Raw genomic sequence first — 13,344 nt, forward strand, 5'->3', positions numbered from 1 at the left:
ATCCATTGGGCGCGCGCCCGGGGGGCCCCACGCCGCCCCCGCGCACGCGCCCTCCCCTCCACCCCCGGTGTCCCCCCGGGATCTCGGTGACGCATGGACAAACCTAAGCGCCGCATAAGCGGATCCCATGCCTCCGAAGGTCCTGTCACCAGTGACCTTGGACCCGGTCCCCGTTCCGGAATCAGGACCGGGACCGGCCCGCGGACCGGAGCCGGGACTACGGCCGGTCGAGCCGCAGCCGCTCGGCCCGCGGCAGCCCGGCCACGACCAGGTCGTACGAGTCCTCGACCAGTTCCCGGACCAGCGCGTCGGGCAGCGCCCCGGGGCCGCCCACCGTGACCGTGTTCCAGTGCCGCTTGTTCATGTGCCAGCCCGGCACGATCGCCTCGTGCTCCTCCCGCAGCCGCACCGCGAGCTCCGGTTCGCACTTGAGGTTGACCTTGAGCGGCTCCGCGTCCAGCGCGCTCAGCGCGAACACCTTCCCCAGCACCTTGAACACCGAGGTCTCCGGGGTGAAGGGGAACTCCTCCACCGCCGCGTTGAAGCCCAGACAGAATGCGCGCAGCTCCGCCGGCGTCATGCGCCCTCCCCCGAACCCGAACCCGAGCCCGAACCCGAACCCGAGCCTGCGTCCCCCGCCGGGAGCACCGGCTCGACCAGTACCGTCACGATCTTGTTCCGCCGTCCCGCCGGGGACTCGGCGGTGAGCCGCAGCGGACGCCCGTCCGGCAGGTCCACCACCGCCGAGGCGCCGGCGATCGGCACCCGGCCGAGCGCCTTGGCGAGCAGTCCGCCGACCGTCTCCACGTCCTCGTCGTCGAAGGAGTCGACCTTGAACAGCTCGCCGAGGTCGGTGATGTCCAGGCGCGCGGTGACCCGGTAGCGGTCCCCGCCGAGCTCCTCGACCGGAGGGAGTTCCCGGTCGTACTCGTCGGTGATCTCACCGACGATCTCCTCGAGGATGTCCTCGATGGTGACGATCCCGGCGGTGCCGCCGTACTCGTCGATGACGACCGCCACGTGGTTGCGCACCGACTGCATCTCGCGCAGCAGGTCGCCCGCGTTCTTGGTGTCCGGCACGAAGACCGCCGGCCGCATCGCCGTCGAGACCAGGTCGGCCTCCGTCTCCCGGCTGATGTGCGTCTTGCGGACCAGGTCCTTGAGGTAGACGATGCCGACGATGTCGTCCTCGTTCTCCCCGGTCACGGGGATGCGCGAGAAGCCCGACCGCAGCGCGAGCGTGGTCGCCTGACGGATCGTCTTGTACCGCTCGATGCAGACCAGGTCGGTGCGCGGCACCATGACCTCGCGCACGAGCGTGTCGCCGAGTTCGAAGACCTGGTGCACCATCCGGCGCTCGTCGTCCTCGATCAGCGATTCCTTCTCCGCCAGGTCGACCATGGCGCGCAGCTCGGCCTCGGAGGCGAAGGGCCCCTTGCGGAAGCCCTTCCCGGGGGTGAGCGCGTTGCCGATGAGGATCAGCAGCTGCGGGATCGGCCCCATGATGCGGGCGAGCGGTACGAGGACGTACGCGGCCGCCGTCGCGGTGTTCAGCGGGTGCTGGCGGCCGATGGTGCGCGGGGAGACGCCGACCGCCACGAAGGACACCAGCACCATCACGGCGATGGCCACCAGCAGCGCGGTCCAGTTCTCCCCGAACTCGTCGAGGCAGACGTACGTGACGAGCACGCCCGCCGCCATCTCGCAGGTGACCCGGACGAGCAGGGCGACGTTGAGGTAGCGGGTGGGGTCGGCGGCCACCTGCGCGAGCTTCGCGCTGCCGCGCCGGCCGTCGCGTACGGCCTGTTCGGCGCGGAAGGCGGAGATCCGGGCGATCCCGGACTCGGCGCACGCGGCGAACCAGGCCACGACGACCAGCAGGACGGCGCCGGTGATCAGTTGGGGGTCGCCGGTCACGAGACGGTGGGGGCCGGGGACGGGCCGGTGACGCCGCGCTCGCCGCGCCAGCCGTCGACGATCGCCGCCTGGAGGCCGAACATCTCGGCCTTCTCGTCCGGCTCCTCGTGGTCGTAGCCGAGCAGGTGCAGCACCCCGTGGACGGTCAGGAGCTGGAGCTCCTCGTCCATGGAGTGCTGCGTAGGCGCTTCCTCGCCCTGCTTCTTCGCCACTTCGGGGCAGAGCACGATGTCACCGAGGAGCCCCTGCGGGGGCTCCTCCTCGTCCTTCGACGGCGGGCGCAGCTCGTCCATCGGGAAGGACATGACGTCGGTGGGTCCGGGCAGGTCCATCCACTGGATGTGGAGCTGCTCCATCGCCTCCTCGTCGACGACGATGACGGAGAGCTCCGAGAGCGGGTGGATCCGCATCCGGGTGAGCGCGTAGCGGGCGATGTCGAGGATCGCCTGCTCGTCGACCTCGGTTCCGGACTCGTTGTTGACGTCGATCGACATGGTGCGCTGGGTTCTACTTCCGCTGGTAGCCGTTCCGGGACGGCTTCCCGTCCTGGCTGTCGTCGTACTTCTCGTACGCGTCGACGATACGGCCGACCAGCTTGTGCCGGACGACATCCTCGGAGGTGAGCCGCGAGAACTGGATGTCCGGCACCCCTTCGAGGATCTCCTGGACCTGACGCAGACCGCTCTTGGCGCCGCCCGGCAGGTCGACCTGCGTGATGTCACCCGTGACGACGATCTTCGAGTCGAACCCGAGCCGGGTCAGGAACATCTTCATCTGCTCGGGAGTGGTGTTCTGCGCCTCGTCGAGGACGACGAACGCCTCGTTGAGGGTGCGGCCGCGCATGTACGCGAGCGGGGCCACCTCGATGGTGCCCGCCGCCATCAGGCGGGGGATCGAGTCCGGGTCGATCATGTCGTGCAGCGCGTCGTAGAGCGGGCGCAGGTACGGGTCGATCTTGTCGAAGAGCGTGCCCGGCAGGAAGCCGAGCCGCTCGCCGGCCTCGACGGCGGGGCGGGTCAGGATGATCCGGCTGACCTGCTTGGACTGCAGGGCCTGGACCGCCTTGGCCATGGCGAGGTAGGTCTTGCCGGTACCGGCGGGGCCGATGCCGAAGACGATCGTGTTCTTGTCGATCGCGTCGACGTACCGCTTCTGGTTCAGGGTCTTGGGACGGATGGTGCGGCCGCGGCTGGAGAGGATGTTCTGGGTGAGCACCTCCGCCGGCGTCTCGTCCGGTCCCTCGCCGTTGCCGCTCGACTTGAGCATGGCGATCGAGCGTTCCACTGCGTCCTCCGTCATCGGCTGCCCGGTGCGGAGCACCAGCATCATCTCGTCGAACAGGCGCTGGATCAGAGCGACTTCCGCCGCCGCGCCGATCGCGCTGACCTGATTGCCCCGAACATGGATGTCGGCCTTCGGGAAGGCCTTCTCGATCACGCGCAACAGGGCGTCGCCCGAGCCGAGCACGGACACCATCGGGTGGGCGGCCGGGACGGTGAAATGGGCTCGCGCCTGCCCCGGCGCGGGGGTCTGGGCTGTCGGTGTCTGAGTCATGGGCCGGCACTGTGGCCTGCGCATACCTCCCACTGAGGGGCCGCGCCGATCGACGGCCTCCGGACTTCCAAGCGTACGTCGCCGCCGCGTGATCCCCGAGGGGTTTTACCGGTCCCGGCGCAGGCCCCCGTACGCGGCTGCGCGCGACCCCGTGCGCGGCCCCCGTACGCGGCTGCGCGCGGCCCCCGCCCCGGGCCCGCCGGGCGCGGGCCCGGACGGCCGGCCCGACCGCCCTACGCCGAGTGCCGGAAGCCGATCGTCGGGACCGCCCGGCGCCGGCTGGCCGGGGTCTCGGCCGGCGGGATCAGGTCGTCGAGGAAGCCGTAGCGCCCGCGCAGCTCGTGCGGGGCGGTGCGCCACCAGGCGGCCACCTCGGGCCAGCCGGGGGCCGACAGGGAGCCGCCGAACTCCTGCACCGACAGGGCCGCCGTCAGGCCCGCGAAGGCGAGCCGGTCCGCCAGCGGCCACTCGGCGAGGGTGCCGGTGAGGAAGCCCGCCACGTAGACGTCGCCCGCGCCGGTCGGGTCGAGGGCGTCGACGGCGATCGCCGGGACCTGCGCCGTCTCCCCGGTCCGCCCGTCCACCGCGTACGAGCCCTCGGCGCCCATCGTCACCACCGCGATCGGGACCTTCTCGGCCAGCGCCCGGGCCGCCGCGCGCGGACAGTCGGTGCGCGTGTAGGCCATCGCCTCCCCCGCGTTGGGCAGGAACGCCTCGCAGTGCTCCAGGTCGGCCAGGGCCCCCAGGTCCCAGCGTCCGCTCTCGTCCCAGCCGACGTCGGCGAAGACCCGCGCTCCGTTGCGGGCCGCCTCGGCCACCCACGCCTCGCCGCCCCCCGTTCCGAGCGAGGCCACGGCCGCACGGGTGCGGGGCGGGCACTGCGGGAACGGCCCGGGGCCCGCGGGGGGCGGGGCCTCGTGTCCGTGCGAGACCATCGTGCGCTCGCCCTCGTACGCCATGGAGACGGTGACGGGGCTGTGCCAGCCGGGAACGGTCCGTGACATCGACAGGTCGATGCCCTCGCCCTGTTCGAGGGCGTCCCAGCAGTACTCGCCGTAGTGGTCGTCGCCGAAGGCGGCGGCGAGGGTGGTGCGCAGGCCGAGCCGGGCGAGGGCGGTGGCCATGTTGGCGACGCCGCCGGGGCTGGAACCCATGCCGCGCGCCCAGGACTCGGTGCCGCGCACGGGGGCCGAGTCGAGTCCGGTGAAGATGATGTCGAGGAAGACCGTGCCGGTCAGGAACACGTCGCAGCCCGGCTCTTGGGGATCGCGCAGCGGACCGAGCGGGTCCACGGCGGCGGTACGGCTGTCCCGGCTGGTGCGACTGCTCACGATGTACTCCCCGTTCGGCGCGCGTTTCGCTGGAATCGGTGTCGGGTGGACGGTCTTGGCGGGTCGTTTCTTCAATGGGGGTAACACACGCCCGCCGTGCGGCCCCTCCCGCCCGGGTGGACCCGGAATACAGTGTGACGCAGATCACCACCCGAACGCCCTTCTGTGAAGATCCGGCCGCTTGATAGATATGAGCCCCGCGCTCTTGCGGAATCTCACGCTCCGCCTGCGTCACCTGGAACACCCGTGTCCGACCGCACCCCCGCGCCGCCCGCCGCCTGGCCGCTCGTCGCGCTCTTCACCGCCGGTTACGTCGCCCCGTACCTGCTCCCGACCGTCGTGGGCAGGCTGGACGCGCACCTCCCGCTGAGCCCCGCGCAGGCCGGACTGATCGGCTCGGTCCTGCTGCTCGGCTCCGCCTCCGCCGGATTCGCCCTGGCCTCCCGCATCCCCCGGCACGGACCGCGTCCGCTGGCCCGGCTCGGGCTGCTGCTGGCCGTCCTCGGCTACGGCACCGCGGCCGCCACGTCGCTGCTCCCGCTCGTCGTCGCGGGCGCCGTCGTCGGCGGCTTCGGCTCGGGCACGGCGACCGCCGTGGCCGCCTCCGGGATCGCCGCGCAGCGCGATCCGCACCGCACCTCCGCGCTCGGACTGCTGTCGGTGTCGGCGACCGCCGGGGCCCTGTACCTGACCCTGCCCCGGCTCGGCGGCGGCCACTGGCTGCCCTTCGCCGCGATCGCGCTGGTCGCGGCGGCGTGCTGGCCCGCGACGGGCCGCCTCGGCGGGGCCACCGCGCCGGCCCGGGCGGTACGGGTCCGCGGGCGGCTGCCGTACCCGCGGGCCGGGGTGGTGCTGGCCGCGGCCCTGATGCTGTGGTCGCTGGCCCAGAACGCCCTGTGGGGGGTCAGCGGCCGCATCGGCGCGCAGCAGGCGGGCCTGTCGGAGGTCACCCTCGGCATCGTCTTCGCCGCCGCGCTCGGCGCCGGGCTGCTCGGCGTCACCGCCGCCTCCGCGCTCGGGGCCCGGCTCGGCCGGGCGGTTCCGGTGGGCGCGGGCACGGCGGTCATCGCCGGCTGCGTGGTACTGGCCTCGCACTCCCACGGCCTGGGCACCTTCGCCGCCGGGGAGATCATGTGGAACGCGGTCTACCCCGTCGTGCTCTCCTACGCCATCGGGCTCGCGGCCGCCCTCGACCCGCGCGGCCGCTGGGCCGTCCTGGTCGGCTCCGCCTCCTCGCTCGGCGTGGCCTGCGGGCCCGTCGCCGGGAGCCTGCTCGCCGAGCGCGCCGGGTTCGAGGGCATGGGCCTGGTCCTCGGCGGCCTGCTGCTGGCCGTGGCCGGGCCGATGACCGCCGTCGCCCTGCACGTCGGCGGACGCCCGCTGGTCCCGGGCTCGGTGCGGCGGCGCGGCGGGGCCCCGGCAGCCGTGCTCGCGGCCGGCGCGGGCGCCCCGACGGGCACGGTGCCGAAGGTCGGCGCACCCGAGCTGGAGGTCGTCGAGCTCCCTGGCATCGCCGCCCGTCGCGCCCGTTCCCCGCGCCGGCCCGCGCTGCGGGTGCTGCTGCTCTCCCCGGCGGCCGCCCGCCGCGCCCGCGAGCAGTCCTCGCGGCGGGTCCGGTCCGGAGTCTAGAACGCGGCCGGGGCCCGCACCGGCCCCGGCGCCGGGTCCGTCCTCAGGACCGCTTCGGCACGGGAACCCGTACGAGGTCGGCGGCGATCGTGAGCTCGCCCTCGAACCCGGCCGCGCGGGCCTGGCGTTCGAACTCCGACGGATCGGAGTAGCGCTGCGAGAAGTGCGTCAGCACGAGGTGCCGTACGCCCGCGTCGCGCGCCACCGCGGCGGCCTGGCCGGCGGTGAGGTGCCCGTGGTCGGTGGCCAGCCGGACGTCCTCGTCGAGGAACGTCGACTCGATCACCAGCATGTCGCAGCCCGCCGCGAGCGTTTCGACGCCCTCGCAGAGCCGGGTGTCCATCACGAAGGCGAACCGCTGCCCGGGGCGCGGCTCGCTGACGTCCTCGAGGGTGACCTCGCCGAGGCGGCCCTCGCGCTGGATCAGGCCCACGTCCGGCCCCTTGATCCCGTGCCGCGCGAGCAGTTCGGGCCGTATCCGGCGGCCGTCGGGCTCCGTGAGCCGGTAGCCGAAGGACTCCACCGGGTGCGAGAGCCGTACGGCGTCCAGCACGTAGCTCTCGGAGCGCGCGAGCACACCGTCCGCGGCGACCGGTTCCTCGGCGATCTCCACGGTCTCGCGGTAGGCCGTGGCGTAGCGCAGCCGCTCGAAGAACCTCTGCCCGGAGGCCGGGTAGTGGGCGCTGACGGGGTGCGGGACCCGGTCGAGGTTGATGCGCTGGATCACCCCGGCGAGGCCGAGGCTGTGGTCGCCGTGGAAGTGGGTGACGCAGATCCTGTTGATGTCGTGCGCGGCCACCCCGGCGCGCAGCATCTGGCGCTGGGTGCCCTCGCCGGGATCGAAGAGGATTCCCTCGCCGTCCCAGCGCAGCAGGTAGCCGTTGTGGTTGCGGTGGCGGGTCGGCACCTGGCTGGCGGTGCCGAGGACCACGAATTCTCGTACGGACACGGCTTATCCCGGGGGCCACTCGAAGCCGCGGCCGCCCAGGACGTGCACGTGGGCGTGGAAGACGACCTGGCCCGCTCCGGCGCCGGTGTTGAAGACGAGCCGGTAGCCGCGGTCGGCGAGCTGCTCGTCGACCGCTACCTGGCCGGCCTCGCGCAGCACCTCGGCGGCGATCTGGGGTTCGGCGGCCGCGAGGGAGGCGGCGTCGGGGTAGTGCACCTTGGGGATGACGAGGACGTGGGTGGGCGCCTGCGGGTTGATGTCCCGGAAGGCGACGGTCGTCTCGGTCTCCCGGAGGATCGTCGCGGGGATGGTCCCCGCGACGATCTTGCAGAACAGGCAGTCGGCCTGTGGTTCCCCGGCCATTGCTGAGCCCTTCGTTACGGTGATCGGTTCCGGCATCGTATCCACCGCCACCGGCCCCGCCCGTCAGGAGCAACGGCCCGTCAGGACCGGCGGCCGGTCAGGACCAGCGGCCCGTCCTGGCCAGCAGGACCGCCGCCGCCGCCGTCCCGGCCGTGGAGGTGCGCAGGACCGAGGGGCCCAGCCGGTACGGGTGCGCGCCCGCCGCCGCGAACGCGGCGAGCTCCTCCGGGGAGACCCCGCCCTCGGGGCCGACCACCAGGACGACGGAGCCCGCGGCGGGCAGTTCCGCCGTGGCCAGGGCGCCCGAGGGGGTGTCGCGGTCCTCGTGCAGGACCACCGCGAGGTCGGCCTCGGCGAGCAGCGCCGCGACCTGCTTGGTGGACAGCGCCTCGGCGACCTCGGGGAAGCGCACCCGGCGGGACTGCTTCCCGGACTCCCGGGCGGTGGCCCGCCACTTCGCGAGGGACTTGGCACCGCGCTCGCCGCGCCACTGGGTGATGCAGCGCGAGGCCTGCCAGGGCACGATCGCGTCGACGCCGGTCTCCGTCATGGTCTCGACGGCGACCTCGCCCCGGTCGCCCTTGGGCAGGGCCTGGACCACGGTGATCCGGACGGCGGGCTCGGCCTCCTCGAAGACCCCGGACACCGACACCACGAGCCGGTCCTTGCCCTCGGCCGCCTTCACGACGGCCTCGGCCCAGCGGCCCCGGCCGTCGGCGAGCACCACGGCCTCGCCGGGGGTCAGCCGCTTCACGGAGACGGCGTGCCGGCCCTCGGGGCCGTCCAGGACGAACTCCGGCCCCGCGGGGACCTCTTCGACCACGAACACGGGGGCGGTCATGACGCACTCCTCATCTGCATTGTCTTCAACGCGTGCTGCGCGGCGGAGAGTTCCGCCGCGAGCACCTCCACCAGTTCCCCGGCCGGCATCGCGCGCGCCAGCCGGTGCCCCTGGCCCGCCCACAGGGCCATGCCCTGCGGGTCCCCGGCCGCGGCGGCCGCCTTGCGCAGCGGCGAGGTCAGGTGGTGGACCTGCGGGTAGGCGGCCGGGGCGTACGGGCCGTGCTCGCGCATGAACCGGTTGACCAGCCCCCTGGCCGGCCTGCCCGAGAAGGCCCGGGTCAGCTCCGTACGGACGAACAGCGGGTCGGTCAGCGCCTTCTTGTGCAGCGGGTCGGCGCCGGACTCCGGGCAGGCCAGGAACGCCGTGCCGAGCTGCGCCGCCTCCGCGCCCGCCGCGAGCAGCGCGGCGATCTGCGAGCCGCGCATCAGGCCGCCCGCCGCGATGATCGGGAGGGCCACCGCTTCGCGCACCTGCGCGACGAGCGCGAGCAGGCCGACGCCCGCCGTGCCGTCGGCCCGCGGGTCGTCGCGGTGGGTGCCCTGGTGGCCGCCGGCCTCCATGCCCTGGACGCAGACGGCGTCCGCCCCGGCCGCCTGCGCGGCCCGGGCCTCCTCGACGGAGGTCACGGTCGCGACCGTGTACGTACCGACCTTGCGCAGGCAGGTGAAGGCCGCGGGCGAGGGCAGTCCGAAGGTGAACGAGACCACGGGGACCGGGTCTTCGATGAGGATGGCGAGTTTGGCGTCGTAGCCGTCGTCGCAGGTGCCGAGGAGGTCCTCCTCCGCGAGGGAGATCTCGTACCAGCTGGCCTCGCCGGCGAGCTGCCCCCGGTACACCTCGAGCGCGGCCGGGTCCACGGAGTTCGACTGCGGCATGAAGAGGTTGACGCCGAAGGGGCGGCGGGTGAGCGCGCGCAGCCGCTTGATCTCCTGGTACATGCCGTCGGCCGTTTTGTAGCCGCCCGCGAGGAAGCCCAGCCCGCCCGCTTCGCACACGGCGGCGGCCAGCGGCGGGCAGGAGGCACCGCCCGCCATGGGAGCCTGCACGATCGGGTACACGAAGAGACCGTTCGGTGCGGAGGACATGAGCTGCATCGTGCCATGTCCCGCTCACGGGACCGAATCACGGCATTCGCCTGGCATAGTCCCCTTCACCGCGGCGGCGAGAACCCGCCGGCACCTGCACGGCGAGCCCGGTCCGGGGCATCCCCGGACCGGGCTCGCAGGTGTTCGCGTACGCGTGTGCGCGGGTGGCTCAGCGCCCGTTGAAGGCGTCCTTCAGCCGGCTGAACAGCCCCTGCTGGCCCGGCGCGAACTGGCCCATCGGCCGCTCCTCGCCGCGCAGCTTCGCGAGCTGGCGCAGCAGGTCCTCCTGCTGCGCGTCCAGCTTGCCGGGGGTGGTGACCTCGACGTGGACGATCAGGTCGCCGCGCCCGCCGCCGCGCAGGTGCGTGACGCCCCGGCCGTGCAGCGGGATCGCCTGGCCGGACTGGGTGCCGGGCCGGATGTCGATCTCCTCCAGGCCGTCCAGCGTCTCCAGCGGGCACTTGGTGCCCAGGGCCGCCGCGGTCATCGGGATGGTGACCGTGCAGTGCAGGTCGTCCCCGCGCCGCTGGAAGGTCGGGTGCGGCAGCTCGTGGATCTCCACGTACAGGTCGCCGGCGGGGCCGCCGCCGGGGCCGACCTCGCCCTCGCCCGCGAGCTGGATCCGGGTGCCGTTCTCGACACCGGCGGGGATCTTGACCGTCAGGCTGCGGCGGGAGCGGACCCGGCCGTCGCCCGCGCACTCGGGGCACGGGGTCGGGACCACGGTGCCGAAGCCCTGGCACTGGGGGCAGGGGCGCGAGGTCATGACCTGGCCCAGGAAGGACCGGGTGACCTGCGAGACCTCACCGCGGCCGCGGCACATGTCACACGTCTGCGCCGAGGTGCCGGGAGCGGCACCCTCACCGGAGCAGGTGGTGCAGACGACGGCCGTGTCGACCTGGATGTCCTTGGTCGTGCCGAAGGCGGCCTCGTCCAGCTCCAGGTCGAGGCGGATCATGGCGTCCTGGCCGCGGCGGGTCCGCGAGCGCGGTCCGCGCTGCGAGGACTGGCCGAAGAAGGCGTCCATGATGTCGGAGAAGTTGCCGAAGCCGCCCGCCCCGAAGCCACCCGCGCCGCCGCCGCCTCCGGAGGAGGACAGCGGGTCGCCGCCGAGGTCGAAGACCTGCTTCTTCTGCGGGTCCGAGAGAACCTCGTACGCCGCGTTGATCTCCTTGAAACGCTCTTGCGTCTTGGGATCGGGGTTCACATCCGGGTGCAGCTCGCGCGCAAGCCGCCGGAATGCCTTCTTGATCTCGTCCTGCGATGCGTCGCGGCGCACGCCGAGAACGGCGTAGTAGTCCGTGGCCACTTACGACTCCGCCAGGATCTGTCCGACGTAACGTGCCACTGCGCGTACCGCTCCCATCGTTCCGGGGTAGTCCATGCGGGTCGGTCCGACCACGCCGAGTTTGGCGACTGCTTCGCCGCCCGAACCGTAGCCGACCGAGACGACGGACGTGGAGTTCAGTCCCTCGTAGGCATTCTCATGCCCGATCTTTACGGCCATTCCCGACTCATTGGCCTCGCCGAGCAGCTTGAGGAGCACGACCTGCTCCTCCAGCGCTTCGAGCACCGGCCTGATCGTCAGGGGAAAATCGTGTCCGAAGCGGGTGAGGTTGGCGGTGCCGCCGATCATCAGCCGCTCCTCCGCCTCCTCCACCAGCGTTTCGAGGAGGGTCGCCAGGACGGCCTTGACCGTCGCCTGGTCGTCCCCGGTGTCGAAGGACTCCGGAAGGTCCTGCACCAGCGGCGGCACGTCGGTGAACCGGCGGCCGACGACGCGGCTGTTGAGCCGGGCCCGCAGGTCGGCCAGCGAGGAGTCCGCGAAGGGGGTCTGGCAGTCGACGAGCCGCTGCTCGACCCGGCCGGTGTCCGTGATGAGGACGAGCATCAGGCGGGCCGGGGCCAGCGAGAGCAGTTCCACGTGACGGACGGTGGACCGGGTCAGGCTCGGGTACTGGACGACGGCGACCTGCCGCGTCAGCTGCGCGAGCAGCCGTACGGTGCGGCCGACGACGTCGTCGAGGTCGACGGCGCCGTCGAGGAAGTTCTGGATGGCCCTGCGCTCGGGCGTCGACAGCGGTTTGACCCCCGCCAGCCTGTCGACGAAGAGCCGGTAGCCCTTGTCGGTGGGGATGCGGCCGGCGCTGGTGTGGGGCTGGGCGATGTAGCCCTCCTCCTCCAGCACGGCCATGTCGTTGCGCACGGTGGCGGGCGAGACGCCGAGGCGGTGCCGCTCGGTGAGCGCCTTGGAGCCGACCGGCTCCTCCGTCCCGACGTAGTCCTGGACGATGGCGCGCAGCACTTCGAGTCTGCGTTCGCTGAGCATCGCGCACACCTCCATCGTTTCCGTCGTCCGCTGCTTCGACCGGCCCGGTCTGTTGGCACTCTGCGCGTTCGAGTGCCAGAGATCCCCCGGTCAGTGTACGGCGGGGTGGTACACCCCTAGCAAGGGCGGCCCGCCAAGGTAGCGTCGCGGCATGGACGTGCGTTGGGAAGAGGCGGGCTGGGAACGGCTCACCGATCGGGCCGGCCGACGGCGGCTTCCGGTGTGGGATTGCACCGTGGGACTGGTGGTGGGCGACGATTCCGCCCTCCTGATCGACCCCGGGTCCTGCCTGCGGGAGGGCGCCCAGGTGCGGGCCGAGGCGGAGCGCCTGGCGGGCCGCCGCGTGACCCATATCGCATTCACACACGGACATTTCGACCATGTGCTGGGTGGTGCTGCGTTCGCCGGGGCGGAGGTCTACGGACCGGTCGGCCTCGACACCCTGCTGTCGATCAGCCGTGAGGACCTGCGGGCGGACGCCGTCCGGCATGGTCTGGCCCCCTCCGAGGCCGCCGAGGCGGCGGACCTGCTGGTGCTCCCCCGGCACCTGGTGTCGGGCGAGTGGACGCTCGACCTGGGCGGCGTACAGGTGCTGCTGGCGAACGTGGGCCCCGGGCACACCCGGCACGACCTGGCCGCCTTCGTCCCGGGCGGCGCGCGGGAGGTCGTCTTCTGCGGCGACCTGGTCGAGGAGTCGGGCGAACCCCAGGCGGGCCCGGACGCCGTGCCCCGGCAGTGGCCGGCGGCGCTGGACCGGCTGCTCTCCCTGGGCGGGGACGACGCGCTGTACGTGCCGGGTCACGGAGCGGTGGTCGACGCGGCCTTCGTCCGTGCGCAACGCGCCACACTGGCGGCCCGTTTCGGCGTGTCGGGCCCCTGAACCGGCCCGCTCTCCTACCCTCGGCCGGATGCGCGAGTACTCCCCCGACCTGACCCCGCAGTGGAAGCGCTCCAAGCCCGTCCCGGAGGTGCCGGCCGATCCCGACCTGGTGGTCGAGGTGGCGGGTACGGACTTCTGCGGCGCGGTGGTCGCCTGCGAAGCGGGAACGGTGACCCTCGAGGACCGCTTCGGCAAGCGTCGCGTCTTCCCCCTCGCCCCCCGGGGCTTCCTCCTGGACGGCGCGGTCGTCACCCTGACCCGCCCGGTCCGCGCCCCGTCCGCCCCTCTTCGGACCGCCTCCGGCTCCATCGCCGTACCGGGGGCACGGGCGCGGGTGGCCCGGGCGGGCCGGATCTATGTGGAGGGCCGCCACGACGCCGAGCTCGTGGAACGGGTCTGGGGCGACGACCTGCGGATCGAGGGCGTGGTGGTCGAGTACCTGGAGGGCATCGACGACCTCCCC

14 protein-coding genes are annotated in these 13,344 nt (G+C 73.0%); 3 read left to right on the forward strand and 11 right to left on the reverse strand.

All coding sequences use genetic code 11. The features are described 5' to 3' along the window. Positions 1 to 217 precede the first annotated feature (217 nt). From ACWGDE_RS27120 to ACWGDE_RS27140, 5 genes are all read right to left on the reverse strand, one after another. Positions 218 to 580 carry an MmcQ/YjbR family DNA-binding protein gene (locus ACWGDE_RS27120; protein WP_453391649.1) on the reverse strand — a complete coding sequence of 121 codons (363 nt, stop codon included), beginning with the start codon at positions 578 to 580 and terminating at the stop codon, positions 218 to 220. Further along, complete coding sequence (locus ACWGDE_RS27125) at positions 577 to 1,917, reverse strand: hemolysin family protein (protein ID WP_453391650.1); 1,341 nt, start codon at positions 1,915 to 1,917, stop codon at positions 577 to 579. Before ACWGDE_RS27125 ends, ACWGDE_RS27120 begins: the two co-directional genes overlap by 4 nt. Further along, positions 1,914 to 2,411, reverse strand: a complete 498-nt coding sequence (gene ybeY / locus ACWGDE_RS27130; protein ID WP_453391651.1) for an rRNA maturation RNase YbeY — start codon at positions 2,409 to 2,411, stop codon at positions 1,914 to 1,916. The genes ACWGDE_RS27125 and ybeY overlap by 4 nt, the downstream gene beginning before the upstream one ends. 13 nt (positions 2,412 to 2,424) lie before the next feature. Next, on the reverse strand, positions 2,425 to 3,471 hold the full coding sequence (locus tag ACWGDE_RS27135; RefSeq protein WP_453391652.1) for a PhoH family protein: 1,047 nt from the start codon (positions 3,469 to 3,471) through the stop codon (positions 2,425 to 2,427). Between the two features lie 233 nt (positions 3,472 to 3,704). Next, complete coding sequence (locus ACWGDE_RS27140; protein ID WP_453391653.1) at positions 3,705 to 4,802, reverse strand: carbohydrate kinase family protein; 1,098 nt, start codon at positions 4,800 to 4,802, stop codon at positions 3,705 to 3,707. A gap of 246 nt (positions 4,803 to 5,048) precedes the next feature. Between ACWGDE_RS27140 and ACWGDE_RS27145 the strand changes: the two genes are divergently transcribed. Beyond that, entirely contained in the window at positions 5,049 to 6,431 is a 1,383-nt protein-coding gene (locus tag ACWGDE_RS27145; protein ID WP_453391654.1) for an MFS transporter, read from the forward strand. Positions 6,432 to 6,474: 43 nt separating this feature from the next. Here ACWGDE_RS27145 and ACWGDE_RS27150 read toward each other — a convergent pair whose 3' ends face one another. The 6 genes from ACWGDE_RS27150 to hrcA form a co-directional block, all read right to left on the reverse strand. Beyond that, positions 6,475 to 7,380: a ribonuclease Z gene (locus ACWGDE_RS27150; RefSeq protein WP_453391655.1), complete on the reverse strand. Its 906-nt coding sequence runs from the start codon at positions 7,378 to 7,380 to the stop codon at positions 6,475 to 6,477. 3 nt (positions 7,381 to 7,383) lie between these two features. Further along, positions 7,384 to 7,743, reverse strand: a complete 360-nt coding sequence (locus ACWGDE_RS27155) for a histidine triad nucleotide-binding protein (RefSeq protein ID WP_453391656.1) — start codon at positions 7,741 to 7,743, stop codon at positions 7,384 to 7,386. Positions 7,744 to 7,840: 97 nt separating this feature from the next. After that, positions 7,841 to 8,584, reverse strand: a complete 744-nt coding sequence (locus ACWGDE_RS27160; RefSeq protein WP_453391657.1) for a 16S rRNA (uracil(1498)-N(3))-methyltransferase — start codon at positions 8,582 to 8,584, stop codon at positions 7,841 to 7,843. Then, entirely contained in the window at positions 8,581 to 9,672 is a 1,092-nt protein-coding gene (locus ACWGDE_RS27165) for a nitronate monooxygenase (protein WP_453391658.1), read from the reverse strand. Before ACWGDE_RS27165 ends, ACWGDE_RS27160 begins: the two co-directional genes overlap by 4 nt. Before the next feature lie 169 nt (positions 9,673 to 9,841). Next, entirely contained in the window at positions 9,842 to 10,981 is a 1,140-nt protein-coding gene (gene dnaJ / locus ACWGDE_RS27170; RefSeq protein WP_453391659.1) for a molecular chaperone DnaJ, read from the reverse strand. Continuing rightward, positions 10,982 to 12,001 carry a heat-inducible transcriptional repressor HrcA gene (gene hrcA, locus ACWGDE_RS27175; protein ID WP_453391660.1) on the reverse strand — a complete coding sequence of 340 codons (1,020 nt, stop codon included), beginning with the start codon at positions 11,999 to 12,001 and terminating at the stop codon, positions 10,982 to 10,984. Between the two features lie 151 nt (positions 12,002 to 12,152). Between hrcA and ACWGDE_RS27180 the strand changes: the two genes are divergently transcribed. Both ACWGDE_RS27180 and ACWGDE_RS27185 read left to right on the forward strand, forming a co-directional pair. Continuing rightward, on the forward strand, positions 12,153 to 12,881 hold the full coding sequence (locus ACWGDE_RS27180) for an MBL fold metallo-hydrolase (protein WP_453391661.1): 729 nt from the start codon (positions 12,153 to 12,155) through the stop codon (positions 12,879 to 12,881). Positions 12,882 to 12,909: 28 nt separating this feature from the next. After that, positions 12,910 to 13,344, forward strand: a 435-nt coding sequence (locus ACWGDE_RS27185) for a DUF3097 family protein (RefSeq protein WP_453391662.1), incomplete at its 3' end; no start/stop codon positions are given.

The organism is Streptomyces sp. NPDC054956 (genome assembly GCF_053609185.1).

What these genes read in the sequence shown, in the direction of transcription:
- ACWGDE_RS27120 (WP_453391649.1), bottom strand. Translation starts at nt 580, where the DNA reads ATGACGCCGGCGGAGCTGCGCGCATTCTGTCTGGGCTTCAACGCGGCG.
- ybeY (WP_453391651.1), bottom strand. Translation starts at nt 2,411, where the DNA reads ATGTCGATCGACGTCAACAACGAGTCCGGAACCGAGGTCGACGAGCAG.
- ACWGDE_RS27135 (WP_453391652.1), bottom strand. Translation starts at nt 3,471, where the DNA reads ATGACTCAGACACCGACAGCCCAGACCCCCGCGCCGGGGCAGGCGCGA.
- ACWGDE_RS27155 (WP_453391656.1), bottom strand. Translation starts at nt 7,743, where the DNA reads ATGGCCGGGGAACCACAGGCCGACTGCCTGTTCTGCAAGATCGTCGCG.
- ACWGDE_RS27160 (WP_453391657.1), bottom strand. Translation starts at nt 8,584, where the DNA reads ATGACCGCCCCCGTGTTCGTGGTCGAAGAGGTCCCCGCGGGGCCGGAG.
- ACWGDE_RS27165 (WP_453391658.1), bottom strand. Translation starts at nt 9,672, where the DNA reads ATGTCCTCCGCACCGAACGGTCTCTTCGTGTACCCGATCGTGCAGGCT.
- hrcA (WP_453391660.1), bottom strand. Translation starts at nt 12,001, where the DNA reads ATGCTCAGCGAACGCAGACTCGAAGTGCTGCGCGCCATCGTCCAGGAC.
- ACWGDE_RS27180 (WP_453391661.1), top strand. Translation starts at nt 12,153, where the DNA reads ATGGACGTGCGTTGGGAAGAGGCGGGCTGGGAACGGCTCACCGATCGG.